The 26,557-nt window shown below is 55.5% G+C and carries 31 protein-coding genes; 21 read left to right on the top strand and 10 right to left on the bottom strand.

What is annotated here, in order from left to right:
• The 18 genes from DBR23_RS29955 to DBR23_RS13045 all read left to right on the top strand — a co-directional run.
• Nucleotides 1-511: type I DNA topoisomerase (locus DBR23_RS29955; protein WP_199227700.1), on the top strand; the 511-nt coding region annotated here is incomplete at its 5' end.
• The gene (locus tag DBR23_RS29335; protein WP_146191331.1) at nt 508-777 is read left to right on the top strand and encodes a hypothetical protein; all 270 of its coding nucleotides are present in this window, start codon (nt 508-510) and stop codon (nt 775-777) included. The genes DBR23_RS29955 and DBR23_RS29335, both read left to right, overlap by 4 nt.
• Before the next feature lie 10 nt (nt 778-787).
• Nucleotides 788-1,132 (top strand): TrbC/VirB2 family protein, encoded by a 345-nt coding sequence (locus DBR23_RS13115; protein ID WP_108498543.1) that lies wholly within the window; start codon nt 788-790, stop codon nt 1,130-1,132.
• A 14-nt stretch (nt 1,133-1,146) separates the two neighbouring features.
• Nucleotides 1,147-1,509 carry a type IV secretion system protein VirB3 gene (locus DBR23_RS13110; RefSeq protein WP_108498542.1) on the top strand — a complete coding sequence of 121 codons (363 nt, stop codon included), beginning with the start codon at nt 1,147-1,149 and terminating at the stop codon, nt 1,507-1,509.
• Between the two features lie 8 nt (nt 1,510-1,517).
• On the top strand, nt 1,518-3,974 hold the full coding sequence (locus DBR23_RS13105; protein WP_108498541.1) for a VirB4 family type IV secretion/conjugal transfer ATPase: 2,457 nt from the start codon (nt 1,518-1,520) through the stop codon (nt 3,972-3,974).
• Entirely contained in the window at nt 3,971-4,654 is a 684-nt protein-coding gene (locus DBR23_RS13100; RefSeq protein WP_108498540.1) for a type IV secretion system protein, read from the top strand. The genes DBR23_RS13105 and DBR23_RS13100 overlap by 4 nt, the downstream gene beginning before the upstream one ends.
• Nucleotides 4,651-4,914, top strand: a complete 264-nt coding sequence (locus tag DBR23_RS29330; protein ID WP_146191330.1) for a hypothetical protein — start codon at nt 4,651-4,653, stop codon at nt 4,912-4,914. The genes DBR23_RS13100 and DBR23_RS29330 overlap by 4 nt, the downstream gene beginning before the upstream one ends.
• 6 nt (nt 4,915-4,920) lie before the next feature.
• Nucleotides 4,921-5,976, top strand: a complete 1,056-nt coding sequence (locus DBR23_RS13095; RefSeq protein WP_108498539.1) for a type IV secretion system protein — start codon at nt 4,921-4,923, stop codon at nt 5,974-5,976.
• Nucleotides 5,977-6,011: 35 nt separating this feature from the next.
• Nucleotides 6,012-6,410 carry a hypothetical protein gene (locus DBR23_RS29325; RefSeq protein WP_146191329.1) on the top strand — a complete coding sequence of 133 codons (399 nt, stop codon included), beginning with the start codon at nt 6,012-6,014 and terminating at the stop codon, nt 6,408-6,410.
• Nucleotides 6,407-7,222, top strand: coding sequence for a virB8 family protein (locus tag DBR23_RS13090; protein ID WP_108498538.1), 816 nt, complete (start codon nt 6,407-6,409; stop codon nt 7,220-7,222). Before DBR23_RS29325 ends, DBR23_RS13090 begins: the two co-directional genes overlap by 4 nt.
• 10 nt (nt 7,223-7,232) lie before the next feature.
• Complete coding sequence (gene virB9, locus DBR23_RS13085) at nt 7,233-8,072, top strand: P-type conjugative transfer protein VirB9 (protein ID WP_108498537.1); 840 nt, start codon at nt 7,233-7,235, stop codon at nt 8,070-8,072.
• The gene (gene virB10, locus DBR23_RS13080; RefSeq protein WP_108498536.1) at nt 8,073-9,350 is read left to right on the top strand and encodes a type IV secretion system protein VirB10; all 1,278 of its coding nucleotides are present in this window, start codon (nt 8,073-8,075) and stop codon (nt 9,348-9,350) included.
• A complete protein-coding gene (virB11, locus tag DBR23_RS13075; RefSeq protein ID WP_199227699.1) occupies nt 9,347-10,408 on the top strand; it encodes a P-type DNA transfer ATPase VirB11 in 1,062 nt (353 codons plus the stop codon). The genes virB10 and virB11 overlap by 4 nt, the downstream gene beginning before the upstream one ends.
• Nucleotides 10,362-12,353 carry a type IV secretory system conjugative DNA transfer family protein gene (locus tag DBR23_RS13070; protein ID WP_199227698.1) on the top strand — a complete coding sequence of 664 codons (1,992 nt, stop codon included), beginning with the start codon at nt 10,362-10,364 and terminating at the stop codon, nt 12,351-12,353. The genes virB11 and DBR23_RS13070 overlap by 47 nt, the downstream gene beginning before the upstream one ends.
• A gap of 32 nt (nt 12,354-12,385) precedes the next feature.
• Nucleotides 12,386-13,636 (top strand): LPD7 domain-containing protein, encoded by a 1,251-nt coding sequence (locus DBR23_RS29320; protein ID WP_146191328.1) that lies wholly within the window; start codon nt 12,386-12,388, stop codon nt 13,634-13,636.
• 15 nt (nt 13,637-13,651) lie between these two features.
• Nucleotides 13,652-14,014 carry a hypothetical protein gene (locus tag DBR23_RS29315; RefSeq protein WP_146191327.1) on the top strand — a complete coding sequence of 121 codons (363 nt, stop codon included), beginning with the start codon at nt 13,652-13,654 and terminating at the stop codon, nt 14,012-14,014.
• The gene (locus tag DBR23_RS13050) at nt 14,011-14,316 is read left to right on the top strand and encodes an H-NS family nucleoid-associated regulatory protein (RefSeq protein ID WP_108498531.1); all 306 of its coding nucleotides are present in this window, start codon (nt 14,011-14,013) and stop codon (nt 14,314-14,316) included. Before DBR23_RS29315 ends, DBR23_RS13050 begins: the two co-directional genes overlap by 4 nt.
• Nucleotides 14,317-14,567: 251 nt before the next feature.
• Entirely contained in the window at nt 14,568-15,743 is a 1,176-nt protein-coding gene (locus DBR23_RS13045; RefSeq protein WP_108498530.1) for a zeta toxin family protein, read from the top strand.
• A gap of 137 nt (nt 15,744-15,880) precedes the next feature.
• On the opposite strand, the gene DBR23_RS13040 is transcribed toward DBR23_RS13045, so the two are convergent.
• The 4 genes from DBR23_RS13040 to DBR23_RS13025 form a co-directional block, all read right to left on the bottom strand.
• Nucleotides 15,881-16,909: a DNA adenine methylase gene (locus DBR23_RS13040; protein ID WP_108498557.1), complete on the bottom strand. Its 1,029-nt coding sequence runs from the start codon at nt 16,907-16,909 to the stop codon at nt 15,881-15,883.
• Between the two features lie 98 nt (nt 16,910-17,007).
• Nucleotides 17,008-18,027 carry a NotI family restriction endonuclease gene (locus tag DBR23_RS13035; protein ID WP_158276457.1) on the bottom strand — a complete coding sequence of 340 codons (1,020 nt, stop codon included), beginning with the start codon at nt 18,025-18,027 and terminating at the stop codon, nt 17,008-17,010.
• A gap of 49 nt (nt 18,028-18,076) precedes the next feature.
• Entirely contained in the window at nt 18,077-19,372 is a 1,296-nt protein-coding gene (locus tag DBR23_RS13030) for a Y-family DNA polymerase (RefSeq protein WP_108498528.1), read from the bottom strand.
• A 3-nt stretch (nt 19,373-19,375) separates the two neighbouring features.
• Nucleotides 19,376-19,819 (bottom strand): LexA family transcriptional regulator, encoded by a 444-nt coding sequence (locus tag DBR23_RS13025; RefSeq protein WP_108498556.1) that lies wholly within the window; start codon nt 19,817-19,819, stop codon nt 19,376-19,378.
• A gap of 80 nt (nt 19,820-19,899) precedes the next feature.
• On the opposite strand from DBR23_RS13025, the gene DBR23_RS13020 reads away from it, so the two are divergent.
• Nucleotides 19,900-20,871: an SOS response-associated peptidase family protein gene (locus DBR23_RS13020; protein ID WP_108498527.1), complete on the top strand. Its 972-nt coding sequence runs from the start codon at nt 19,900-19,902 to the stop codon at nt 20,869-20,871.
• A gap of 99 nt (nt 20,872-20,970) precedes the next feature.
• Here the strand turns inward: DBR23_RS13020 and DBR23_RS13015 are convergent, their stop codons facing one another.
• Nucleotides 20,971-21,318 (bottom strand): abortive infection family protein, encoded by a 348-nt coding sequence (locus DBR23_RS13015; RefSeq protein ID WP_233250442.1) that lies wholly within the window; start codon nt 21,316-21,318, stop codon nt 20,971-20,973.
• A gap of 188 nt (nt 21,319-21,506) precedes the next feature.
• Between DBR23_RS13015 and fabV the strand changes: the two genes are divergently transcribed.
• Nucleotides 21,507-22,703, top strand: coding sequence for an enoyl-ACP reductase FabV (gene fabV, locus DBR23_RS13010; RefSeq protein ID WP_108498526.1), 1,197 nt, complete (start codon nt 21,507-21,509; stop codon nt 22,701-22,703).
• Here the strand turns inward: fabV and DBR23_RS13005 are convergent.
• The 5 genes from DBR23_RS13005 to DBR23_RS12985 all read right to left on the bottom strand — a co-directional run bounded on the left by DBR23_RS13005 (nt 22,700) and on the right by DBR23_RS12985 (nt 26,037).
• Entirely contained in the window at nt 22,700-24,271 is a 1,572-nt protein-coding gene (locus DBR23_RS13005) for an IS66 family transposase (protein ID WP_108498555.1), read from the bottom strand. The two genes, fabV and DBR23_RS13005, sit on opposite strands and share 4 nt — an antisense overlap.
• A gap of 76 nt (nt 24,272-24,347) precedes the next feature.
• Nucleotides 24,348-24,680: an IS66 family insertion sequence element accessory protein TnpB gene (gene tnpB / locus DBR23_RS13000; protein WP_158276456.1), complete on the bottom strand. Its 333-nt coding sequence runs from the start codon at nt 24,678-24,680 to the stop codon at nt 24,348-24,350.
• Nucleotides 24,677-25,072: a transposase gene (locus DBR23_RS12995; protein ID WP_146191326.1), complete on the bottom strand. Its 396-nt coding sequence runs from the start codon at nt 25,070-25,072 to the stop codon at nt 24,677-24,679. The genes tnpB and DBR23_RS12995 overlap by 4 nt, the downstream gene beginning before the upstream one ends.
• 27 nt (nt 25,073-25,099) lie before the next feature.
• Nucleotides 25,100-25,522 carry a hypothetical protein gene (locus DBR23_RS12990; protein WP_199227697.1) on the bottom strand — a complete coding sequence of 141 codons (423 nt, stop codon included), beginning with the start codon at nt 25,520-25,522 and terminating at the stop codon, nt 25,100-25,102.
• A 32-nt stretch (nt 25,523-25,554) separates the two neighbouring features.
• Complete coding sequence (locus tag DBR23_RS12985) at nt 25,555-26,037, bottom strand: thermonuclease family protein (RefSeq protein ID WP_108498553.1); 483 nt, start codon at nt 26,035-26,037, stop codon at nt 25,555-25,557.
• A gap of 13 nt (nt 26,038-26,050) precedes the next feature.
• Here DBR23_RS12985 and DBR23_RS29645 point away from each other — a divergent pair, with 13 nt between their 5' ends.
• Complete coding sequence (locus tag DBR23_RS29645; protein WP_158276455.1) at nt 26,051-26,248, top strand: hypothetical protein; 198 nt, start codon at nt 26,051-26,053, stop codon at nt 26,246-26,248.
• The last annotated feature ends 309 nt before the right edge of the window (nt 26,249-26,557 follow it).

The following is a 26,557-nucleotide window of genomic DNA, read 5'->3' as shown; positions in this document are numbered from 1 at the left end:
TTTCATCGTTGACCAGCTCACGGACAAGTTCTCTTTCATCGCCGTGGACTACACGCGCCAAGTAGAGAGCGAGCTGGACCGCATCGCATGCGGGCAAAGCAGCTACTTGGCCACGGTGGAGGCCACGCACGAAACGCTGCGCCAGGAGCTTGCCTGTCTCGACAGGAGCGAAGTCGCCCCCCGTTTTCCATGCCCCGAATGCGGCAGCGCCATGCGACGTGTCACCAGCAAGACCGGCCACTTTTGGGGATGCAGCAGCTATCCAACTTGCAACGCCACGCGGCCCGACCTTGACGGACAGCCAGGCGAAAAAGAACCGCCCAAGGACTCAGGCCACGCCTGTCCGCTGTGTTCCAAGCCACTCGTGCGCCGTACCAAGAAAGGCAAGGACGGCTACGACTTTTGGGGTTGCTCGGGCTTCAAGGACGGCTGCAGAGCGAATTACCCCAACAAACGCAATAAGCCAGATTTCAACGGCGACAAGGGGGGCAGCTCCAAGAGAAAAGCATGACTGCTCAATTTCTAGATGGCCTGCAGGACGCCGAATTGTCCCGTTGCTTGCAAAACAAGATGGTTGAGAAATTGGAAATAAGGGAGAACGAAAAATCACGGTACGAAGTACACGCAACACTCAAATGGAATTCAGGTGTTTTACCAGTCATAACAACCAGGGGCAAAACGCGCGAATGGGCAAGCCTCGATAGATTAGTAAAACACTTAAAAACAAATATTTATTCAGTCTCGATCGACTGGCATCTTAAAATCAGCACTCCATGAAAGGTAATCCATGCTGAACCAACTTAAAACCGCTTACATCATCAATGCACAAGCAAAGCGCGAGGTGAGTGCTAAAACGCTCTCTTTTATTGCGATGGCGTTGGTCATTTTGATTCTCATGTCCCCTGATCTAGCGATGGCCGAACCTTGGGACGCTGCGGCGCAAAAGGTTTTGGACATTTTCACGGGCGGTCTTGCCCGACTCTTGGCGATTATTGCGGTGATTGCCTGCGGCATCGCTGCCATCGCCGGTAAATTGTCGTGGGACTGGGCCATCAAGATCATCATCGGCATTGTCTTGATTTTCGGCGCAGCCGCCATCGTCGATTACATCATCAGCGCTGTTGGCTCTTAATCCAGGGGACATGAATGGAAGAAGCTGAAAAATCCGTTGAGCTGGAAGTTGATGAGTTGTTTGTCGGGCTCACACGCCCAGCAACGGTTTTAGGCGTCCATTTCACCGCATTTGTCGTTGAAATGATCGTCGTGGGCTGCGTTTTTCTCGCAATCGGCAACCCGATTTGGCTTCTTCTGTTCGCGCCTTCCCATGGCTTTTTATACCTGCTTTCGGCAAGTGACCCAGGGCGTTTCGATAGCTTGACCAAGTACGCAATGATTAACGGCAAATGTCTGAACCGAATTTTCTGGAAAGCAACTAGCTTTTCGCCTATCGGATTCACGTCATTGCCTCAGTCAAAGAAGAGCAGGAATTTCGCCTCCGCGAAAAAATAAGGAATCGCATGAAAGGCAAATTGAAATTTGCGTCTGCAATAGACAAGGAAATTGGAGTGGGCGCATTCCTTCCCTACTCAGGCCATGTCACGGAAAACATCGTCAAGATGATGAACGGCGACATGATGTTTACGATCAAGCTGGCGGGCGCAGCTCACCAGAGCGCCGATATTTCGGATTTGAACGGCTGGCACCTACAGCTGAATGGGTACATTCGCAACATCAGCTCTCCGCATGTAGCTTTATGGAGTCACATTGTTCGCCGCGAAATCAATGAATACCCCGAGGGGGAATTCAAATCAGAGTTCATCCAGAACCTGAACGATAAATACCGCAGCCGCATTGAGGAAACAACCTTGATGATCAACGAGCTGTACATCAGTGTTTTGTACCGTCCACAGCCTATTGCTGCAGGTCGCATCGTGGACATGTTTGCGACTCGCACCAAAGCGCAAATCGAAGAGGCCCAACTTGAACACATTGAAATCATGGAAGACCTGATTTCAACGTCGATGGCGGCATTGGATCGCTACAACCCCGAATTGCTCGGGTGTTATGAATTCAAGGAAAACCTCTTCTCCGAAGTGGGGGAGTTCTTGCACTACATCCTCAACGGCGAGTGGCACCGATTTCCCCTGCCGCGCGCGGAAATGCGTGACGTGCTGCCAACGGCACGCCCGTACTTCGGCAAAGGTGGCCTCATGAGTCTGAGAACTCCCACCGAAGACTTTTTCTGCGCCACGCTGGCATTTCAGGAGTACCCGGCACACACCCATCCTGGGCTGCTCAACGAGCTGCTGTCGGTGCCTTACGAATTCACCCTCGGACAGTCGTTCACGTTCTTGTCAAAGCCCGTAGCGCGCGGGCGCATGACACGCCAGCAAAAGCGGCTGGTCAATGCCGGCGACGTGGCGACAAGCCAAGTCGAGGCCATCGATGCGGCGCTGGACGATTTGACCAGCAACAGGTTCGTGATGGGCACCCACTCGCTCACACTGATGATCCGCGCGCGCAGCGAAAAGGATCTGAAAGATCACATTTCCGTCGCAGGCAGCATCTTGAGCGATGCAGGTATCAAGTGGTCACGCGAAGACCTCGGGATGGCCGCCGCCTACTTCTCGCTCATGCCCGGCAACTTCGACTATCGAATCCGCGCTGGCGACATAACGAGCCGCAATTTCTGCGCGTTCTCAAGCCTGCACAACTACCCCATCGGACGCCTCACGGCCAACCAATGGGGACCAGCTGTGACGATGTTCAAGACTACATCGGGTGCGCCGTTCTATTTCTCATTCCACAAAGGGGAAGAGGGCGCGGACGCGAAGCGGGCAGCGAAGCTGGACCCGAACCACAAAGAGCTGGCCAACACCATCGTGCTCGGCAAATCAGGCACAGGTAAGACCGTTATCGAGTGCTTTCTCCTGGCACAGGCTCAGAAGTTCAATAAACCGCCAGCTAAACGGCTCACCTCTGTGGTGTTCGACAAGGACCTTGGCGCGGCCGTTGCGGTCCGGGCCATGGGTGGCCGCTACTACCCCCTCAAGAACGGCGTTTCGACTGGCTTCAACCCCTTCCAGCTCGAACCTACACCCAACAACATCACGTTCCTGGAGAACCTGGTTCGCTTCTTGGTGCGGCGTGAAGGCATGCCCATCACCCCGCGAGAGGAAGCCGAAATTGCCAAGGCAATTGCCGGGGTGATGAATCCTGCAGTGCCGAAGGCTCAGCGGCGCCTCAGCGCAATCATGCAGTTCCTGAATCCTACGGAGCAAAACGGCATTTACATGCGCCTCGCGCGCTGGTGCCACGGATTCGGGCCTCTCGGCTGGGCACTGGACAACGTTGAAGACACGCTCGACGTACAGGAAAACGCAATCCTGGGTTTTGATGTGACCGAGTTTCTGGAAAACGCAGAAACCAGAACTCCAATCATCATGTATTTGATGCACCGGATTGAATCTCTGTTTGACGGTCGCCGGGTCGTTATTTTCATGGATGAATTCTGGAAACTACTGGACGATCCAGAATTCGAGGATTTCGTAAAAAACAAGCTGGTGACCATCCGAAAGCAAGACGGGTTTCTGGTCTGCTTTACGCAAGCGCCAAAGCAAGTTATCCGGTCACCCATCGCATTTGCCATCATTGAGCAAACCGCGACAAAGATTTTTCTCCCTAATCCCGAGGCGGACAGGGATGATTACATCAAGCACTTCAAGCTGTCTGAAAAAGAATATGAACTTATCCGCGATCTTCCAGAAAAATCGCGCAGGTTCCTAATCAAACAAGGATCGAACTCGGTAGTTGCCGAACTCGATCTCAGAGGTTTTGATGATGAATTGGCCGTACTTTCAGGCAACACGGCCACATCGCTATTGGCTGAGCAGCTAGTAGCCCAGCTCGGGGAAGATCCCGCAATTTGGTTGCCTGAATTCCACAAAATCCGCAGAGAAAGAATTGCATCATGAAAATCAAGAATACATTGGCAGCGGTCGCTACTGCTACAGGACTGTCACTCACTACGGCTCCTGCCTTCGCCTTCTTCGGCTTCAGCAACATTGCAACGGAGACAACTCAGATCGCCTCTTGGGCTGCCCAATACATTCAGATGTTGGAAGAATACAACCAACTCGTTGAAGAATATCGTAGCTTGAACGGAATGCGGGGAATGGCGAGTTTGGTGAACAACCCACAACTCAGGCGCTATCTGCCGGACGAATACAAGAACGTCCTAAGTCAAGGTTACGGCGACTGGCAAGCTCTGCGGGGCGCGCTGGATAATCCAATAGGCAGTGCCAACCTTGACAAGCAACGCAGGGATCAATTGGCTATTGATGAGGCAATGGCACTCGAAAGCTATAAGCAAGCAAGCAGACGGTTTGGGGACATTCAGGTATTGCTCGACAAGATCAACGACGCCAGCACACCAGATGCTAAGGATATGGCCGATCTACAAGCGCGCATTCAGGCCGAACAAGTAATGCTGCAGAACGAGGCCACAAAAATTGCCATGTTGAAAAACTTGCAGGAAATTCAACAACGCAAACAAACTGCGCAAGGGCGAGCAAACGTCAAAGTAATGAGAAATGCGCCTGGTTCGTTCGCTGACATTCGAACAGAAGCCGAACTTTTTGGAAACATAAAATGAAATTAAAAATTCTTTCTCTTGCAATCCTCCTGGGTTTGTTCGGCTGCAAGGAATCGGCACCTCCTGAAATCGACACGAACACTGCCTCCATTGGCGAGCTGTCCGCATACATAGAAACGAACTGTCGTGGCGATTTCAGAATGCACGTCCGCTGCATGAATGCGATCGACAGCAAAAGAAAAAAGTCTCTTGCAGAAGGTCGAGCGCAGAAGGGGTCGCTTGGAAACGTCAGAAGCGAAGCCGAACTATTCGGGAAGTGAAATCAAATGGCCGGTTTTTACACGTCTTTGATGGAAGCGGTGACTGCTCCACTTCAATCATACATTAGCTCCACTTCCGCTTCTGTTATCGGAGCTATTACACCAGTAGCAACAACCCTGTTAATGATATACATCATGTTTTGGGGTTGGTCGATGATCAGAGGTGTGATTACCGAACCAGTAACCGATGGAGTGACGCGAATAGTTAAGTTGGCCGTGATATGCGCCATTGCATTATCGGTCGGCTTGTATTCGCAGTTCCTTGTAGATTGGCTTTGGCAATCGCCAGATGCGCTTGCTTCAACGATTGCCGGGGGAAACCAAAGCGACAAGATCAGCTTCTTGGACACCATTTTTGAAAAACTATGGATTTATAGCAACAAATGGGAGCAAGCGGCCGAGGATAACGCTTACGCAATCGGAATACCTGATCTTCCATGCTTGATTGTTTCTTGGCTCATTCGTATAGCCTGTGTCATCTTGACCGGTTATGCAGCATTTCTATTTGTTCTCGCAAAAATGGCCCTCGCTGTTGTTTTAGCAGTCGGCCCCATTTTTATACTAGTTTTAATGTTTGAGAGCAGCAAACGATTCTTCGACTCATGGATAGGTCAGGCCCTGAATTTTGGATTTGTAATCATCCTCACTTCAGCGATTCTGAAATTAACTGGCTCTTACCTCGACACATCAATAAACACCGCTGTGTCTACCATGAATAGTGCCCAACCTCCATTTGTCGACGCGATCATGCTCCTTGCTGTTTGCGCGGTGATTTTCCTGTTGCTTCTGCAGGTCAGCTCCATAGCTGCTGCATTGAGCGGAGGAACAGCAGTCAGCACCATGGGCGCGATAGGGTGGGCGTACGCAAAGATTAGAGGCGCTTCCAGCCAAGCCTACCGGCTCGGTTCCGGTCGATCGCTCACTGAATGGCGAGGGAGACGGCGCCAAGCTGCTGTTAATGCTCGATGGGCTGCAAACAACCCTTCTCTTCCTGCCAGGGCAGCGGCTGCAGCGGCAAGGCGGATGCGCGGTGAACGGAAAAATACCGTTTCTAAAGATTGAAATTTCGCGGACGCGAAACTAACTACTTGAATATTATGAGATCCCTCACATTCCTTTTTATTGCTGCTGCTCTGTTGTCGGGTTGTGCAAACTCTCCAAAGCCACCGGCAGGGGTGAGCGGACCGTATCGGCCCATCAATACCCCTGACTTCAAACCCCCATCGACACTGATCGCCAAGGTGTTTGATTTCAAATATCGAGGCGATCCTGAACGCGCCATTGAGGCCTTGCGCGAAGTACAGCCTCAACTGACTATTCTCCCTGCGTCAGGAGAAAAGCAGCGTCAAGGCCTTGTGAATGTCGATCTACGACAAGTTACATTAGAAAAGGCTCTCTTCGAAATCGGAAAACAAGGTAATGGGATTTATGAAGTAATATATAAACCCGACCCTGCAAATAACCGCGACCTCGCATTCATTAAGTACGTGAAATGACAAAACTTAAATCAAAGAATCCGTCCGAGATTGACAAGTATGTGTCCGAGGTTCAATCTTGGGAAACGGATCGGGTCCACACAGAGCAAAAGTCTCGTCAACTCGCGTGGCGCGTGGCCGGCGTCAGCCTGCTCCTTGCTTGTCTCTGTGTTGGGGCGGTTGCCGCACTCGTCCCGCTCAAAACGGTTGAACCTTATGTCATTCGGGTTGATAACTCGACCGGTGTCATCGATGTAGTTCACGCTCTCAAAGGCGGCGACACAACGTATAACGAGGCAGTTAACAAGTATTTTGCTCAGCTATATGTCCGTGCGCGCGAAGGTTATTTCCGTGAAATTGCGGACGTGAATTACAGAACTGTCGGCCTTCTCAGTGGCAACACGGAGCAGCAACGGTACTTCGACTATTTCACGCCGAAGAATCCGCAATCGCCTTTGATCGTCTATGGCAAATACGCCAAAGTCAATATTACAGTTAAATCAACCTCATTCATTAAACCAAACGTTGCCCTTGTTCGGTTCGTGAAAGAAGTTGTGCGCGGCACTGACAGACCTGAACTGTCTCACTGGGCTTCAACAGTGACATTCAAGTTTGTAGGTGCGCCTATGTCGGACGCGGACAGAGCCATTAATCCGCTGGGCTATCAAGTGATTGACTATCGCACGGACCCGGAATCACTTACCGCTGTTGAGAAACAGGCGTACAAACCTCCTGAACCAAGTATTGCGCCAATGCCCATGGTCGCAGATACCTCTACGGAAATTCCGGCACCTTTGGCCTCATCGCCAGCAAGCGCAGCAAGTTCTAATTGAGGCCTCATCTATGAAAAAGATACTGACTGCCGCCCTGGCAATGATTCTGCTCTCTGGCGCCCTGGCTGAAACGACACCAGAACCCGGAGCAGCTGACCCCCGCGTTCGCGTTGTGACATATAGCCCAAAAAATGTTGTCCGTCTCAATACATTTTTTGGGGTTTCAACACACATCAAATTTAGCGAATCAGAGCAAATCAAGGATGTAGCTGTTGGCGACGATCTTGCTTGGAAAGTTATTCCGCGTGGAAACAATCTATTCATAAAGCCAACTGCAAAGGAAGGCGATACAAATATAACAGTCATCACCAACAGGAGAACTTATCACTTTGTTGTTGTAGTTTTGACGGAGAAAAATCAAAAGGCCTGGGCAAACCGAGAATTGATTTACTCATTGTCATTTCGGTATCCTGACGAAGAAGATGCAAATTCGAATGCACGAGCAAGAGCGGAAGCTGAAAAGGCACGCCGCGAAGATGTCAAAAACAGACTCGCGCGCGCACCCTCCCGAAACGGCCACAACATGGACTATTGGGTGGCGGGCCATCAAGAAGTAAGTCCAAGCGGCGCTTACGACGATGGCCGTTTCACGTATTTAATTTTTAACAACAACTCCGCTATGCCAGCCGTTTATGAAACCGATGAAACCGGCAAGGAATCGTTGGTTAATACTCATGTCAGCAGCGGGAATACGATTGTGATTCACCGTTTAGCTGAAAAAATCACTCTCAGAAAAGGCGATTTTGTTGCCAGCGTCTGGAATAAATCCTACGACCGGACGGGCGGAGCAAACAATCTAACCGGCACTGTCGCGCCTGACGTTGAGCGTGTTATCAAGGAGGTCAACTAAATGAGCCAGGATCAAAACAACAATTCGACGGCTGGCGAAGACCGCAAGGATGACTGGCGCGGCCAGGACCAAGGTTATCGCGGACGCGAAAACGGGCAGGGCCGTCCTGCTGATGATTTTGACGATAACGCCGATTTGCCCTCACTGAATCGAAAGCGCGGCGGCAACAAGCTAATCACTGCCGCTGGTTATGTGTTCATGGGCCTTCTGGCTGTGGCGGCAACCGTCGCCGTGATGCGAAATCCAGCTCCCCCGGTCAAAAAAGGGGAGGACACGAAGGTGTCAAATCGCCTGCCTGCGCTGATCGTTCCAGCTCCGCCAGAACCCCCTACAACCCTGGCGCCGAAAACAGAGGTGGTCCAAGCTGACAAAGAGGACGATATTTGGAAGCGGAAAATGGCCGGGAACCTTGTCGCCCAGGGCGGCAGCTCCGGCAGTGGCAGTGGCGGCGGAGCCCGCGCTCCAGGCCCCACGGGCAGGCAGCAAGCCGAGCAGGAACGCATGGCCCAGCTGATGGGGCAGGGCGGTGGGCAAGGCATGGGCCAGGGTGGCGGGACTGGGTTCATCGGCCCCGATGGCAACCCCATCGAAGACGGCGGCATGGTGACCTCCGCAGCCCACCAGAACGCTCTTGGCCAGCGACTAAAACCGACTATCACCGAAGCGGTTTCAGCCACTGTACTTCCGCGCCGGGACTATCTCTTGGCCAAGGGTTCAACGCTTGATTGCGCCCTTGAAACGGCCATTGATTCGAGCGTGCCCGGCATGACAACTTGCCGCCTCACGCGCGACGTTTATTCCGACAACGGGCGAGTTTTGCTTCTGGATCGCGGGACCCAATTGGTGGGCGAATACGCCGGATCACTCCAGCGCGGCCAAGCACGCATGTTCCTTCTCTGGACGCGCGCAAAGACACCTGCTGGGGTCGTGGTGAACCTCAACTCCCCAAGCACCGATTCGCTCGGCCGCAGCGGCATCAGCGGCTACGTTGATAACCATTTCTGGGAGCGGTTTGGTGCTGCGATCATGACCAGCTTCCTGAAAGACACTGTGAACATCATTGCCAACAACCGGACCAAAAAGCCGGGTGACGGCGGCGATCAGACCAACATTTACACAGGGACAGTTCAATCGGGAGAGCAGATCGTCGGCGCCATGCTCAAGGAGCAAGCATCCATCCCATCTACCTTGATCGTCAACCAAGGCCAGCACATCCAGGTACTGATGGCCCGAGATCTCGATTTCAGCGACGTCTACGGGCTGCGAGCTGTTCAATGACGATCACCAGCGCTCACGACACAAGCGCTGCGGCTGCACAGCCGACCCCGCACAGTGGGGAACGGCTCGTGCGGCGCGCGATGCTGGACACGTACCTCAAGCCAATCTATAGCCACCTTGCGGGCGACGTTACCGAGGTGGCAATCAATAAGCCTGGGGAGATATGGACAGAAGGCCCTACGGGCTGGATTCGCCATGCCGCGCCTGAATTGACCTATCAAAGCTGCCTGCATATAGGGCAGCTCATCGCCACCTACAACGAAAAAGATATTTCGATTGATCGCCCCATTCTGTCGGCGGCGTTGCCCGACGGCGAACGGGTTCAAGTGATTATCCCTCCGGCCTGTCTCGCCAACACGGTTTCGATGACCATCCGTAAACCCAGCATGACAGATAAGACGCTGGACGAATTGGAAGGAAGCGGTGCTTTCGCGGAAGTAGACGACGCTTCGGACGGACTACGCCCTTTTGAAATCGAATTGCTGGAACTCAAAAAGAAACATCAGATTAAAGAGTTCCTGCATAAAGTCGTTTTAACAAAACGCAATTTGCTCATTGTGGGCAAAACGGGTTCCGGCAAAACAACACTGACTCGCAGCCTTATTCACTCCATCCCAAAGACTGAGCGACTTGTCACGATTGAGGATGTGCACGAGCTTTTTATGGATGACGTGCCAAACAAGGTCCATTTGCTCTATGCACGCGAAGACGAAGGCGGCTCAAAGGTGACGGCCAAGCAATCGCTTGCATCATGCTTGCGGATGAAGCCTGACCGGATTTTACTTGCCGAATTGCGAGGCGATGAAGCCTGGGAGTTTGTTAAATCGATTAATACCGGCCACCCCGGCAGCATCAGCACCATGCACGCTAATGGCGCATGGGAAACTTTTGAGCAATTGACCGCGTTTATCAAAGACTCGCGCACAGGCGCTCACCTCGAAACTAACGATATTAAGAAACGTCTCTACACAACAATTGATGTTGTGGTTTACATGGATCGTTGGAAAGTTCGTGAAATCTTCTATGACCCTGAATTTAAACGCCAACAGATGGCTTAAGCCCATTCTTTGGGTCGGCCTTGCGGTCGCTGTTATTTTTGTGTGGCTCCACATAGCTGGAGCAGTTGTCCTGGCTGGCGTAGGCAGAGACTTTAACAAAGTCAACGCATTGACGTTCATTCAATATGCTGTGTACTACGGTGGACAAAAGCATATTGAAAATTGGCTTTGGTCTGGCGCGGGCCTCGGTACGGCTGCGCTAATTCTGCCATTGGCATTCTTTTTCAAGCCTGAGAAACGAAGCCTGCATGGCGATGCTCGATTTGCTTCCTCCAGAGAAATACGCAAAGCAGGGCTTCTTGGCACGAAAGGAATAATTGTCGGTAAAAAGGGCTCTGACTACCTAATGTTTGACGGTGCCCAGCATGTGCTGCTCTCAGCGCCTACGCGCTCCGGAAAGGGAGTCTCAGTAGTTATCCCCAATCTTCTAACTTGGCCCGAAAGCTGTGTGGTTCTCGATATCAAGCGGGAAAACTGGGATATCACGAGCGGCTATCGCCGCAAGTACGGTCAGCGCTGCTTCTTGTTCAATCCAGGAGCAAGCGACGGAAGGACGCATCGCTATAACCCGTTGGGCTACATCAGCGAAGACCCAGGCAAGCGAATTGACGATATTCAGAAGATCGCAAACATGGTCTTCCCTGATCTGCAAGGGACCGATCCGATTTGGACGGCTACACCTCGGAGCCTGTTCTTGGGTGTTGTACTGCTTCTGCTGGAGTCACCGGGCAAGCCGGTGACACTTGGCCAGGTATTGCGGGAGACATTGACTGACGGCGACGGGAAAGACTACTTCGACAAGGCGATTAGGGACCGTCGAGAGGCTGGCCGGGGACTCTCCGGCGCGTGCATCAGGGGCCTGCAAAGCTACACCTCTATCGCCAGCGAAAACACCCGCAGCGGGATCATGACCTCCTTCCGCTCCCGTCTTGAGCTGTGGATGAATCCGGCGATTGACGCAGCCACCAGCGAGAACGATTTCGATTTGCGCGAGTTGCGCAAACGAAAAATGTCAGTTTTCATCGGCATCACGCCGGACAACTTGGAGCGCATGGCTCCCCTAATCAACTTGTTTTTTCAGCAGCTCGTCGATCTGAATACGCGGGAATTACCTTCTCAAAACCCCGCGCTTAAATTTACCTGTCTTCTTTTGATGGATGAATTTACTTCAATGGGCAAGGTGAATATTCTAAGCAAGGGTATTAGTTTCATCGCGGGATATGGACTTCGGATGATGCCGATCATTCAAAGTCCGGCACAACTCACGGACGTTTATGGCCGGGAAGCAGCAGAAACGTTTCGGACAAATCACGCCCTTAACATAGTTTTCCCCCCTAAGGCTTCCGAGACCGAAACTGCCCGCGATATATCTGAATGGCTTGGGTATACAACCACAAAAAGCGCTTCAAAATCAAGAAACACGGAAATATTCAAAAAACGAAATTCATCTGAGAGTGTTAGTGACCAGCGCAGAGCCCTGCTTTTGCCGCAAGAAATTACGTCACTAGGACAAGAAACTGAGTTGATCGTCTTGGAAAACGTACTCCCGATTCAGGCCAAGAAGGTTAAATATTTCGCGGACGCGAAATTCATGGACCGGCTGAAAGACGTTTCACCTTCGTTGAACGCAATAGGTAGTCGCATTCCAACCAAGCAGGAAATGGATGATGCCATGCGAGCCGGTGAACTTGCTGCTCCAGTACCACTACTCAACATAGAACACTATCAGGACATTATCGCTTCCGCAGAGGGCGCAATTGAACGAGTTGACAAAGACTCCGTGAGGACTCGCGCATTTATTCCTGATGACTATCCCAAGATTGCGGAAATTGATTTCGCCTTAAATCTTTCACGCATCAAAGCGCCCCCGGTAGGGGAGCGCACCATCGACAAGTTACACGAATTTGCAGATCAGCTAAGCCGTGAACAAGGCTTCTTAATCTAAAATTCATTGCGATTATCGAGAACGGATTTAACATGTCTCAAGAGCAAGTTATTAGCAATGCTGAGAAGCCGCGCAAATCGGATAATGAAAATTATCCTCGATCCCCTGCTTACGGCATCATGCAAATCAACGACAAGGCTGCCACAGCCATTCAATTCGAGCATGTAAATGTTGATGGAAATCGACGTTTCAACGTCAATTTCATGCTCGATGAAAAACCCGTCACGCAGCTTCGAGAGCTGGACTCTGAGGGGTTGGCAGATGCCGTAGGTAACAAGAACGCCGCCTTCATTCTGGCCCGCAGTGAACAAAGCGGCTCTCTGAAAGGAGAAACTTTGGTGAATGAATACGGGCTATCACCCGATGAAAACAATCGCCGGATGATGGCCAAGGAAGAGCGGAAGGGCGCGATCCTCGATCCCGAAGCGCTCGCATCCGTTGCTTCAAGGCGCGAGGCAGACACTGAGGCCGCTGCAAAGGAACTGGCCGAGCACCGTCAAGAGGCGCTGAACGCAATCGCCAAAGACCAACGCAAGCCAGAAAAAAGCGCAGGGCAGGGGGCCGATGGAGGTGAGAACGAAGTTCAATCGGATGAGGTTTTCAGCCCGGCTGAGGATGATCGCCCGCCCATCGTTCCCCAGGACGTTGCGGCGAAGTACCTCAAGGTAGGGGATCAATACCACTTCCAGCGCAATCCAGAAGCCGTTGCCTTCCGTGATCGTGGGTCCAAGCTGGAGACTCAAACAAACAGTGCTGCGGTCGCCGATTCCATGGTGCGTATCGCACAAGCACGCGGCTGGGACGAGATACGTGTTACCGGCAGCGAAACATTCAAACGGGAGGTTTGGATGGAAGCTGCAGCACGGGGTATGCATGTGCGCGGCTACTCACCCACCGATGCTGACAAAGCAAGGCTTGCCGCCATTCAGAGCAAGTCCGAATTTCGCGGCCGCGAAACCTCTAACAGCGTTGAAGGACAAAGGACACGCGAGCAGGACAAGGCCGAGGCCTTCAAGAACGAGCGGCCGGAAACGGCGATGCAGAAATACCCCGACCTGGCTGGAGCCTATGCAGGGGTGGAAGCGGCGCGGCGCCATGTGGAAAAAGAACAGCTGTCGGGTGAAGAGGCAAAAGTTGTGATGGCTCGCATCAATAAGAACGCACACAACTCCATCGAGCGAGGCCACGTTCCACAGGTCCAGGTCAATGAACGGAGCCAGGATCGCGACCTCGAAAAAGAAGCGGCAGCCCACCGCCATCGTGAAAAAGAATTCGGACGCTGAGCAAAGGCAAATGCAATGAAAACCGCACTTCTAATCGTTTTATCCGCCCTGACTCTCGGCGGCTGTGCAACCCAGGAATTCACAAATGGCGTAGCCACCAGCCCGCACTACATTGCATCAGGGCATGTTGGGACTGCCAAGGCATGGGTGTATGCCCAGCGCACTTTGTTTGAGGGCAGGGCAGGGGTCGATTACCGGTTCACCACGCCAACGGGCGAACCCATCAAGGCCGAAAAAATAGGTGATTACTACAGTCTGCCAAACCTTGAGAGGGATTTCGTTGCGATAGAAAGCGTACATACTATGCGGTTTGTCCTTGCTCCCGCCACTTGGACATTTGCACGCACAGGCGCAACCCATGAATCCTTCCCACAATGAATTCAACCTATAGCGAGCTGTTGAAGCAGCGCACCGAGCTGGATCAGAAGATCGAGCAAGCGCGCAAAGAAGAACTGGATTCGGCTATCCAGCAGATCCGTGACCTCATGGATCAGTACGGCATCACGGCGCAAGAGATCATGCCCAGTGGTGCTCGAACTGCTGTGCGTCGCGAGCGCGCAAAAGTCGCACCGAAGTACCGCGATCCTGCGACGGGCGTCACATGGTCGGGACGCGGCAAACCCCCTGCTTGGATTGCAGGCAAGGACCGTTCCCTCTTTGAAATCAACTCCCAGGCGTAAAATCCCTCCTGAAAGGGTCGTGCCATGGCTACAGCAACACAGTTCGACAGCTATTTTTTCGGCAATGGGCTGGTGGACGATGCTCGCAAGGGCATTGCTGAGGCAGTTGCACGCACCCGCGCGGCAGGCCTACCTGTTGAGGGCTATGCCAGTAGCCCGGCAGTGCCAACACCGCTTGGCGCACCTCTCACGCCCAGTGCTGCAGCACCGGCAAAATCCACCGACACCGAGCCAAAAAAAAAGCGGGCTTGATGAGCCGGTCCGATGATGGGCAGAAGGAAAATTCTGCGCCAGTGATGTTCGTTTTTGCTGGGCCAAACGGCTCTGGCAAATCCTCCATCAATGCTCAGGTTTTGAAGAACCCTGCGTTGGGTTTTTCCGGCGAGTACATCAACGCTGATGACATCGCCAAAAGCATGGAATCTCAGATTCCAGACTACCAAACACGCAACATCAAAGCCGCAGAATTGGCGGAGTCTCGGCGTCTCATAGCCCTGCAGTCCGGCCACTCGTTTGCCTTCGAGTCGGTCATGTCCACGCCGGAAAAGGTTGCGCTGCTCACGCAGGCGCGAGAACGCGGCTTTCAGGTTGCGCTGGTATTCGTCACAACGGACGATGCCGAGAAGAACGTGGCCCGTGTCAGCAACCGCGTAGCCATGGGCGGGCATGCTGTCGAACCCGACACAGTGCGCAAGCGCTACCACAGCGCGATGCAGCTGCTTCCTGCGGCCGTAGAGCACTCCGATAAGGCCCTGATTTTTGACAACTCAGGCACAACCCCCATTCGTGTCGTCACCAAGAATGGCCCGGACGTGGTGATTGAGCCCAATGCGCCCCAGTGGGTGGAGTCGCAGTTTGCGGCGCCGTATCGGGCGCGCCAGGCCTCTTTAGACAAGCTTGAAGCCGTGGCCAAGGGCTCGGCACCAAGCATCACGATTTCAGAGGCTGCAGCCCAGCATGGGCGCGGCTACAGCGGCAGGATCGTGGACCAAACCTCACTCCACACGCTGCAGGAAGCCGGCGAGGCTGGATTCATCATTCACGACAAGGCATTAGGCCCAAAGCGCGACTTTGATACCGGCACCTATGCGCGGATCACCTACGCCTATGACAAGGGAAAAATTCCCCCTGAGGAAGTTGTTCAACGCCTTGAACGCGAGGCCCGAAGCGCAGCGTTCAGAGAGCTATCACGACAAGATGCCGTCAAGCAGCACCCGGAATTGCAAGCCAGCTATGCCCAGCTCGATGCGCTGAAAGCCCAAGTCGAAGTCCAACACCTATCTGCGGCAGAGCAAGCGACCGTCATGGAGAGGTTGCGCGAGAACATGGCGCGATCCATTGAGCGCGGCCAGGGGCAAGATCAAAACGCAGCTGCTCACGTAGGGCCAGCCACTCAATCAAGCCGCAGCCAAGACCGGGAGCGCTAGACAATCGTCCAGTTTTCTTTATACTGATATCGTTATACCGAAGTCATTTGACATAAGATAGATCGTATAAAGGACCTGTAGTCTGTACTCTAAGTCTCCGTCGGGTCCGGCGCGCTGCGCTTTCCTTTTTTCTTCTATCAGGGCTTCAAGATAAGAAGTTCACGGATGACTTCGTGGTGGGTGTTTTTCATGGGCACCGGTTCAACCCGGAACCCATGCCGATCCGCCATTGCACGTACTTCTGGCGCATCGTCATATGTAAGCATCACCGAACCACGAACCGAAGCCATAAGCGCGAACAGCCCTTCATGGTCGATTTCGTTGTGGGTGTAGAGCCGTGAACCGGCTTTCTTTCCGCCTGCGGTGTAGGGCGGATCAACGAAGAAGAACGCATTGGCATCATCGGCGTAGCGCTGCACCACCTCGAAAGCATCGGCCTGCTCGAAGGTGATCCGCTCGCGCATGGCCTGCAAGGCTTCAATGCGCCGGACCAAAGTTTCGGGATACCAGCGGGATTTGAGTCCGCGTCCGGCCTCTCCGGCCTTAACGAGGCCGGCGCCAGCGGCCATAATGCCGCCGCGCTGCATCCGGTTCTTGACGATGGTACGGAAGGCCCGTCCGCGAACGGTCTTTGGGTTAACGTCAAGGATCGCCCGGACGTTCTCAAGGTTCACATCGAAGTCGATGATCTGCTTACAAAGCCATTTAACGTCAGCGGGCTTGCCGTGGAAGATGGTTTGCCAGACAGCAGCCACATCGTCGTCCAGCTCCCCCAAAAAAACGTGTTCGGCCAAGCCTTCAGCGGCGGCCGACAGGCCCGCCATTGCTCCACCCGCGAAGGGTTCCACAAACACCGAGGGCGTGATCTTGGAGACCGTAAGCCACTTGCGCACCTCTGGGACAAGCCAAGTCTTTCCGCCCGGATAGCGGAACGGGCTGAGCTGGCGAACCTGCGCAACGTTCGTCGGGGCTTTCTTGTCGTGAAGCTGTTGGACGAGTGAGGTCAGCGCCTGCGCTTTGTCGGGGTCAACGAGGTGATGCCTCAGCCCTTCAAGGGCTGGTTTGCATTCGCTATGAACCAGTACCGTGGCGCGGGTGACGCCTTGCTCTTTCAGGCGTTCTATGCGGCGGTTCTGCCGTTGTAGCGCGGTGGCGTCGGTCGTCATTGTTATTTTTTCCGTGAACATTCACGGAGCCTAACAAGGGCTCATAGGCGCGTCAAGGACCGTGAATGTTCACGGTTCTGCAAAACAACAACTTGTGGTCAGTTTGCGGCGTCGGAGCCGTTTCCGTTCTCAATCGGCAGACCGTCTTCGACCGGCTCAGTGATGGGCACCGGATGCACGATCTTGTCAGTGATGCGCGTCTCAAACACCGGCAAAGGAACCGGCTTGCCACCCGTTAGCCCTTCCACCGAGCGCTCAAGCGTGGTGTAGCGGACTTCATCCCGCACGATGCGCGTGCGCTTCTGGCCTTCGACCTCTTCAAAGCGGACGACGAACCATGCAATGTCAGCATTGGATATGTCGGCCACGTTGTCCATCTCCCCGATGGAATCGAAGAAGGCCCGATCAACGACCACTGCCATCTTCTTGCCCCAACGGCGAAGCGTCGGGACCTTGATTTGTAGCTGGGGCATCAGTCGCTTTGGCCCACTACTACGATAGTCCGGCCGACGACGACCAGCTGGAAAAATCACCCAATCCACACCCGGATCATTGAACGCTTCAAACTCGCCCTTCATGGCATTGCCGCTGAAATACACCGCTTGAATTTCGAGTGCAGCCCAATTCATGGGCGCATCATTAGGCGTTTTCGAACTCACAAGAACCATGTCGATTCGGCCTACGTCATCACCACCTTCACTGTCGGTTGAAGCTCCCGCTTCAAGGAAACCTACTTCACCAACAAGCAAGGGGTTCGGATCGCCAAGGATGGTTTCTCCTACCCACTTAAACACATCAAGATCATCATGGAATCGATACGGACAGGTGGCGCGAAGCTCGCCTTGTTTTCCCGCTACTGGAACACCCACCGCCCGACCAGTGTCTGGGTGGGCGTCGTAGGAATACAGGCGTAATGAACAAACACCGCCTTCTTTGGAACAAATAGCATCGACCTTACGAGCCTGGAAAGGGCACGGTTGCGGTAATCGCTCTTTTTTTGGCTTCAACACTTCCCCGGCGAGCTGGCGGCGTTCGTCACCGGAAAGCTGCGTCACGTTGAAGCCAAACCATTCGCCAATTCCAAAGCGCGGGCTACTGTCTTTAGGTTTTTTTGCCATAGCCACACAAAGTAACACATGAAGTGCGCTCAAATTGGGACCGGAAAACCTAAGCACGTGCAACCGGCACATCAGAAAGACTTGTCGTGTAGTGCGGCGTCCTTCGCTCTTGCCGCATCATCCACGCGCGCTTTGCCGCAACCGTCCCCGTGCTGCCCTGCCGAACAGTGGATTTCCCCCAGCGTGCATTGATCCGGTCAATGGCGACCATGAGCTGGCCGCGATCACGGCCCGGCTCGTCTTCCAGCTCCAGCTCGCCTTGAAGAATGCTGCCATCACACAAATCCAGCAGCATGACCCCCGCTTTCGCCAGGTCGTAGCCAGGCTCGAAGATCAATTCCAAACCCAACATCGCAGCCTCCGTGATGCGGCCCGTATCGGCAGTCGGGCGGCGCAGCGGCACAACCAGCGATTTCGCCCAGCGCGGCCCCGGCCGGAAAGGCGATGTGTGCGCGAACACCCGAACGCAGCCGGTCAGACTACCTTGTCGCCTCAGCTTTTCGGCCGCGCGGGCCGAGAACTCACTCACAGCCTCCATCAGCTGCTGCAGCTCTTGCACTGGACGGCCAAACGACCGCGTGACTGCAATTTCTTGTTTTGGGGATGGCGCATCCTCCAGCTCGATGCAGGGCATGCCTTGCAGCTCTCGCACAGTCCGTTCAAGCACAACAGACCAGCGGCGGCGTACCGATGACGGATCGAGCTTCGCAAGCGCAAGCGCTGTGTCCACGCCGACATCACGCAGCTGAGCACCGATGTTCGGACCGACCCCCCAAACGTCGCCAACAGGCGTTGCATCGAGCAGCCTGTCCACCTCCGGCGCCGAAAGCAACCCCAAATGGCACACCTGCGCATGCTGGGCGGGATAGCTACCGGGCTTTCGTTCTGCGCTCTTTGCGATGTGATTTGCCAGCTTGGCCAGGGTCTTCGTGGGAGCAATCCCGATGCACGTTGGAATCCCTATCCAACGGTGAATACGCGCCCGTATCGCTCTGGCGCGAGCCACCTGATCGCGCACACCTTGCACGTCAATAAAACACTCATCGATGCTGTAAATCTCCTGGCCCGGTCCGAGGCCTGCGGCCAACGTCATCATCCGGTCGCTCATATCGCCATACAAGGTGAAATTCGCACTCAGGCTGACAAGTCCCGCCCGATCCTCCAACTGCCGAAACTCATGGAAGGGTTGCCCCATCTTGATCGCTAGCGCCCTCGCCTCGTCGCTGCGGCTTATGGCACAGCCATCGTTGTTGCTCAGCACGACAACGGGCCTGCCCTGCAAACTCGGCCTGAACACCCTTTCGCAACTCACGTAGAAGTTGTTTCCGTCGAGCAAAGCCAACATGATTCATCTCTGGAATTGCTTGATGGAACAGGTTGCCACCCCCCACACCTCAACCGTCTGCCCTTCGGCAGGAACGATATCGGGATAAGTGGGATTGCCTGCTTTGAGCTTGAGTCTGCCGCTGCGTAGGTAGAGTTGCTTCACGGCGTACTCACCGTCCACCACCGCGACCACGATGTGCCCATGGCAGGGCTTGATAGCGCGGTCGATCAGCAGCATGTCCCCGTCGAAGATGCCGTGCTCTCGCATGGAGTCGCCAGCAACGCGAAAAACGAAAGTTGCCTGCGGGTGGGTGATGAGGATGGCATTCAGGTCGATCCTCTTGACCAGATAGTCCTCTGCAGGCGACGGAAACCCCGCATGCACGCTTGTTTCCGCCAGCGGCAATATGAGGGTCGCCCCTGCCAGCGGCACCGGCTCCTGTGCACGTAGACCTATACTGTTCATACATACAGTGTAATCCCGCGCCCAGGTAAGGGCCAACACACCCCCTAGACTGTCATCAAGTTTTCAAGGGAAGGACTGCCATGTGCTATTCCGCTGCCGTGCGCGCAGACCATGCGGCTTTTCAGCGCCTCTTTCCAAGCTCCCGAATGGCGATCAAGGAGTTTTTTGAGCTGTACTGGCGCAAGAAAGCCGCAAAGCCAGTGCCGCGCACGCCTCGGGTGATGGACGCTCAATTCACGCATGCAAAAGGCCAGGATGAGCAGGCCGTCCGTGAGTTGATTGCTGAATTTGATGCAGCCCAGGTGGTGTCACTTGAGCAAGACCTGTTCAAGCAGCGCAAGCGGCTGGCCGATGCAGAGCGCACCTTGCAAACCAAAGTCACCAAGAAGGCCCAAGAAGACCAACGGATCTCCACGGCCAAGATCGAGCAAGCGCTTCAACGCCTCAGCCGAATGAAGCGCCCTGAGCTTAATGAGTCCGACGCGAGGATTTTTCCCGGCTGGTGGGCGCCAGTGCTCGTAATGGAGGATGGAGAGCCGGTCATTCGACCGATGCGCTATCAATGTCGGCCGGCCGGCAAACCAGCGTTCTATGACACCAAATATCCTGGCACCTACAACGCGCGAAGGGACAACCTGCGCGGCTTCTGGCGCGGCCAATTCGGGCAAACACACGGTCTGATGATCGTCACCACCTTCTTTGAGAATGTAGCCAGGCATGCGGCGGAAGGACGAGAGCTACTGCCAGGCGAGAGCCCGGAAAACACCGTGTTGAGATTTGAGCCGAGGCCTGCGCAAGACATGTATGTGGCCTGCCTCTACTCGCATTGGACGTCCCCGAATCCCGATGAGCCGGATCTGTGGTCCTTCGCGGCAGTGACAGACGATCCACCACCAGAGGTTGCCGCAGCTGGGCATGACCGCTGCATCGTGCAGCTGCGCCCCGAAAACGTGGCCCGCTGGCTAACACCTGCAGGTCGATCATTGGATGAGTTGGATGCTCTGCTGGATGACAAAGAACCGGCTTTCTACGAGCACCGTCTAGCCGCTTGATTCAGCGGGTTTCGCGGGGGCGAAATGCGCAGCGGATGGCTCGTATTTAGTGCTCGGGCTGCATAATTTTTCACGGCACTAAACGGGCCCCTTCACCGTTTAAGAACCAGCCTTTTTGTCCCATGTCTCCATGACGAATGTCGCCACAGTGTGTGCTCCATTGACGGCAAGCCGAGCATGGCGCGGCTCTAGTCTGTAACTCTTTCGTCCTTCACTGTGTGCGCTGCTCGCATGAGTACGCAGCGCACCAATTCCATCGACCACGGAGAAAAGGCCCGTAATGATTCGTTGTAGATCGTTGTCTTCGATACTGCTTGGGTCCAGCCCCAAGTGTGCACGAACCACCTTAAAAACTGGCTGCAGGTCCTGCTTATCGGGCATCGTCAGCCCGTTGTCCTCGATGTAAGTCTTGAATATGGCTTCAAGGATGTTCGCGGCGGCTGACACGGCTTCACGCGGCTTTGCTTGAACGGATTCAAGCGCCCGGTCAAACTCTCGATGAATGGACGGAAAGTCTCTGCCACGAATTAGCTCGATTAGCGTCTTGCTAGGGTAAGCGCGCAGCGAAGTCAGGTTGAAGTCTTGGGTGTTGGCTGCGGTATTCTCCCCGGCTCGACATCACAAACGAATTCTTCATGATCATCCAACCGCGTATGCGTGGCTTCATCTGTGTCACAACTCACCCTGTGGGCTGCGGTGCGAATGTCAGGCAGCAGATCGAATACGTCAAGGCAAACGGCGCCATCAGCCAGGGGCCCAGGAAGGTTTTAGTAATCGGTGCATCGACTGGATACGGACTTGCAGCCCGGATCACCGCTGCATTCGCAAGCGGTGCCGATACGCTCGGTGTCTTCTTCGAGCGCCCCGGCACTGAAGGCAAGCCCGGCTCGCCCGGCTGGTACAACACGGCCGCTTTCCACCAATCTGCCACCGCCCAAGGCCTGTACGCGGCGAGTATCAATGGCGACGGCTTTTCTGAAGAGATTAAGCAGAAGACGATCGATGTCATCCGACGAGATTTGGGTCAGGTTGACCTGGTTGTCTACAGCCTCGCTGCACCGAGACGCACGCATCCTCGAACCGGTGAAGTCTTCAGCTCAACGCTGAAGCCAATCGGCAAGGCGGTCAACGTGCGCAGCCTTGACACCGACAACAAGGTGGTAAAGGAGACCGTTCTGCAGCCGGCGACGCAGGACGAAATCGAAAGCACCGTGGCGGTGATGGGCGGTGAGGACTGGCAGATGTGGATCGACGCGCTCGATGCGGCGGGTGTGCTGGCCGACGGCGCAAAGACCACCGCCTTCACCTACCTGGGCGAGCAGATCACCCGCGACATCTACTGGAACGGCTCCATCGGTGCGGCCAAGAAGGACCTGGACCGGCGAGTCATCGGCATCCGGGACCGTCTGGCCGTTCATGGGGGCGACGCTCGCGTATCGGTGCTGAAAGCAGTCGTCACCCAGGCGAGTTCCGCCATCCCAATGATGCCGCTGTACCTATCACTGTTGTTCAAGGTCATGAAGGCGCAAGGTACTCACGAGGGCTGCATCGAGCAGGTCTACGGACTCTACCGCGACAGCCTGTACGGCGATTCGCCGCGCATGGATAGCGAGGGCCGTCTGCGCGCAGACGACAAGGAGCTCGATCAGGAAGTTCAAGGCCGCGTGCAACAGCTCTGGCATCAGGTCACCAGTGACAACATCGACGAGGTTACGGATTTCGCCGGCTACAAATCGGAGTTCTTGCGCCTGTTCGGGTTCGGGATCGAAGGAGTCGACTACGAGGCCGACGTTTGTACCGATGTGCAGATACCCAACGTCATCAACATTTAAACGAATGCGCTATGCGGCGTGGCCGAAGGCTGCCAGATGTGAGGCAGCAGTTGGTCGATGTCACGCTGCTTGTGCGTGGGCAGGCGCGTGAGCACTTCCCTCAGGTATGCATACGGGTCATGCCCGTTCATACGCGCCGACTGGATCAAACTCATCACCGCTGCCGCCCTCTGGCCCGCGCGCAAGCTGCCAGCGAACAGCCAGTTGCTGCGGCCGATGGCGATGGGCCGGATCTGGTTCTCGATCCAATTGTTGTCCACGGGCAAATGTCCGTCCTCTGCGAAGCGGATGAGTGCGGCCCAACGTTTGAGGCTGTAATCCAGCGCCTTGGCTGTGGCCAATCCGTCGGGTACCTTGTGCCGCTGCAGCGTCATCCATTTATGCAGGGCGTCCAGGACCGGCTTCGTTCTCTCCTGCCGGACTGCCAGACGCTGCTCGGCGCTGAGCTCCTTGACCTCACGCTCGATCTCGTAGATGCGGGCGAGCTGCTCCAACGCGCTCTGGGCAATCTGGCTCTGGTTGGCCGCGTGCAGATCGAAGAACTTGCGGCGCGCGTGCGCCAGGCAGCCCACCTCGGTGACGCCGGCAGTCAGAAGGGCCTTGTAGCCGCTGAAGTCATCGCACACCAGGCTGCCCTTCCAAGCGCCCAGGAAGGAGCGAGCGTGCTCGCCAGCGCGGCTCTCGCAGAAGTCATAGACCACCGCCCTCGCGTTCTCAAAGGCCCCGGTGGCATAGGCCCATAGGTAGGCCCGGTGTGTCTTGCCGGTGCCTGGTTTGAGCATGGCCACCGGCGTCTCATCGGCATGCAGCACGCGCTGCTGCAGCAGCTCCTTCCTCATTGCGTCCACCAGTGGCTGCAACTGCACGCCGCAAGAGCCGACCCATTGCGCCAGAGTGGAGCGCGGGATGGCCAGACCGGCTCGGCCGAAGATTGCTTCCTGGCGGTACAGCGGCAAGTGGTCGGCGTACTTGGCCACCAGCACTTGAGCCAGCAGCCCGGTGGTGGGGATGCCCTTGTCGATGACGTGAGGCTCGACAGGGACTTGGGTGAGCGTCTCGCACTTCGCGCAAGCCCACTTACCCCGGATGTGGCGCTCAACTGTGAACACGCCGGGCACGTAGTCCAGCTTCTCGGCCACGTCCTCGCCGATGCGCTTCATCTGGCAGCCGCAGGCGCAGGTGGTGGACTCGGGATCGTGGCGGATCTCGCGCCGCGGCAAATTGGCTGGCAGGGGTGCGCGTTTGGGGACTTGCTTGTCTTGGCGGCCTGCCACTGGCTGCGTGGCCTGCTCGATCTCATCGGCCACAGCCTGCAGGTCCTCATCCAGCGATTCATCGAGCAGGCTCTTCTGCTCGGCGCTGAAGCGCTCCGACTGCGCGGCGAACTTCATGCGCTTGAGCAGCGCGTTCTCGTGCGTGAGCTTGTCGATCAGGGCCTGCTTGAAGACCGCCTCCTGGCCCTGGCGCTCAATTACGCCGTCTCGCTCGGCCAGCTCACCCATCAACGACAGCAGAGCCGCTCGCATCTGCTGCGGCTCCAGGGTGTCAAAGTGGTCTGCGATGATCACGAGGGAAGATGATGCGATGAACATCGCCCTCGCGCATCGGTGCAAGCTCTGATTGCCTGGCCAACGACCGGAGCACTCAAAGCACGGTGATGATTCCAGCCTCGCCGACGTTCCTCCACGGCAGGCCCAGCACGAGCGCATCGAACTGCGTGCGGCTGAGTGTGGCGGTGGTGGCGGCATCGCGCGGCCAGGCGAACTTGCCGCTGTTCAGGCGCCGGGCCGCCAGCCAAACACCAATGCCGTCGTGCACCAGCACCTTCATGCGGTTAGCCCGTCGATTGGCGAACAGGTAGGCGTGGTGTGGGCGCGCCGCGCCAAAGACAGCCACTACGCGTGCCAGCGCCGTCTCGGTTCCCGCTCGCATATCCAGCGGCTCGGTGGAAAGCCACAGTGCATCGATGCGGATCATCGGAGCCAGTCGCGCAGCCACGCTGCACATGACGCCGCATCTTCCATCGGCCAGTTCACGGTAACCACGCCAGCACTGCGCCGAACCTCAACATGGATCGCACGCGCCACGGGCGGCGAGCTGTTCTCAGTTGCTGGGACCTGTTCAACTGGTGGAGGCAGATTCAACGCAACGAACTCGTTCCGGGGCACTGGCAACAGGGCGTCAGCTTGCTCCCGCATCCAGCGGTGAACGATGTTGGCGTTGACCCCGTGAGCGAGTGCCACGCCGGCCACTGACGCGCCGGAGAATTGGCATTCGGCCACGATCTGGCCTTTGAGTTCTGGCAGGTAGTAGCGCCGCTTGGGGCGTTGGGCGATCGTGTCGTTCGCCATGGTGTGCATGATCTTCATCGTGCACACGATGCCTCGGCGCTGGGTCTATCTCAAGTTGGGATTACCGGACGCATACTTGCTAGGCGCCATCCCTCCCTGGGTAATGAAGCCGCCCATGCGGTATGAAAGTCCATTGCGCGCAAGCAACTCTTCGATGCGTCTGACGTTGGAGCGCTTCTTAGTGGTGCGCTCATCTTCCGTGGTCCATTGAGGCGGCTCATAGTCAGCCGCCATTACTGGGTCTTCAAGGTACGGAGCAATGATCTTGGCAAGTACGGACAAAGGTTCCGTGTGGACTTTATTGGTGTTTCGCAACCACGCCTGCGCCTTCACATGCTTGCTGCCTTCAGGTGGATCGCCTGAGGCTTCTGCATACATAAACAGGCTATCTAAACTGGCGTGTGTTTCTTCGGCCGACACGAGGTCGGAGACGACGGCGATCAGTGTCGCTGGTATTTGCTTTGTCATGACCGGGCATCTTACGGATTGAGGTTTTAGCCTCATTTTTGTGGGCGTCGCCTGTAGGCCCAAGGTGCCTCAGGCGAGGGATCAACCCATAGGCCAAGCCTGTGCACTTTGGCTTGATCCTCCAGCTCGTACAGCATCTTGTCCTTTGAGTACTTGCGATAGACCCACGCCATGCCCTCACGCACCATCTTCTCGTTCACGTTCAAATTACCTAAGTGGATCGTGCCGATAACGCGGCCATAGCGATCCCTCCCCTCCTCGCCCACAAGCACCGTTTTCCGAAACACAAGCGCAGCAAGCGCCTCCCTGGATCGCGTGCCAAAGGCCTGCCGCTTCTCCGGCGCATCGATCTGCGCTAAGCGCACGCGCACTGGCCTCTGGTCTACAAGAACGTCGATGGTGTCACCATCGAGAATTGCCACAACCTGCCCGGAAAAATCGGCGTGAGCTAACCCGGTAAATGCAAGCAGTACCGCCAGCCAAAATGCCCGCACCCCCCTACCGACTACGGCCATTGTCTTTACCCTTGTGAATATCACCTTCCACCTGACGACCGGGAGTGATGGGTTGAACATGCTGCCCCGCTTGATGATCCGCGCGCAGCTTTCGTTTCGCAACTTCTCTGGCAGTCACCGGCTCAGGCATGCTGGCTACAAACGCCTCAATTTGCTCTGCCAGGATGCGATTGCTTTCCGCCTTGCTCAAGCGTTGTCGGCCTGCAGCTGAAGCAACGCCAGCTCCCGCCCGTCGCACTTCATGATCGGCGGGTCCTCCAGTGTCCAAACGACGCCGTGAGTTCGCGCGCAAAAACACCGCAGCTCCTCCTTGGTCGCGTACCACATGGCCACGGGGCACGTCTCGCAGGCCGGGGACGGCGATGGGCGCGCCTCTGGTGCCAAGCTTTGAATTACCGGACTCACGTGTATTGGCAGAGCGTGAACCAGATCGCCCACGGTTGAAAGCGCGTGGGTATCCGGCGACTGCGGCGGCCTTGAGTTGTCCAGCTCTGGCGGCGTCTCGGTTGATCCTGCTGTA

The organism is Acidovorax sp. HMWF018 (genome assembly GCF_003061035.1).
In the GTDB taxonomy this organism is placed as follows: domain Bacteria; phylum Pseudomonadota; class Gammaproteobacteria; order Burkholderiales; family Burkholderiaceae_C; genus Acidovorax; species Acidovorax delafieldii.
Note: the sequence above shows the minus strand (reverse complement) of the source record. Positions and strands in the feature narration are given on the sequence as shown.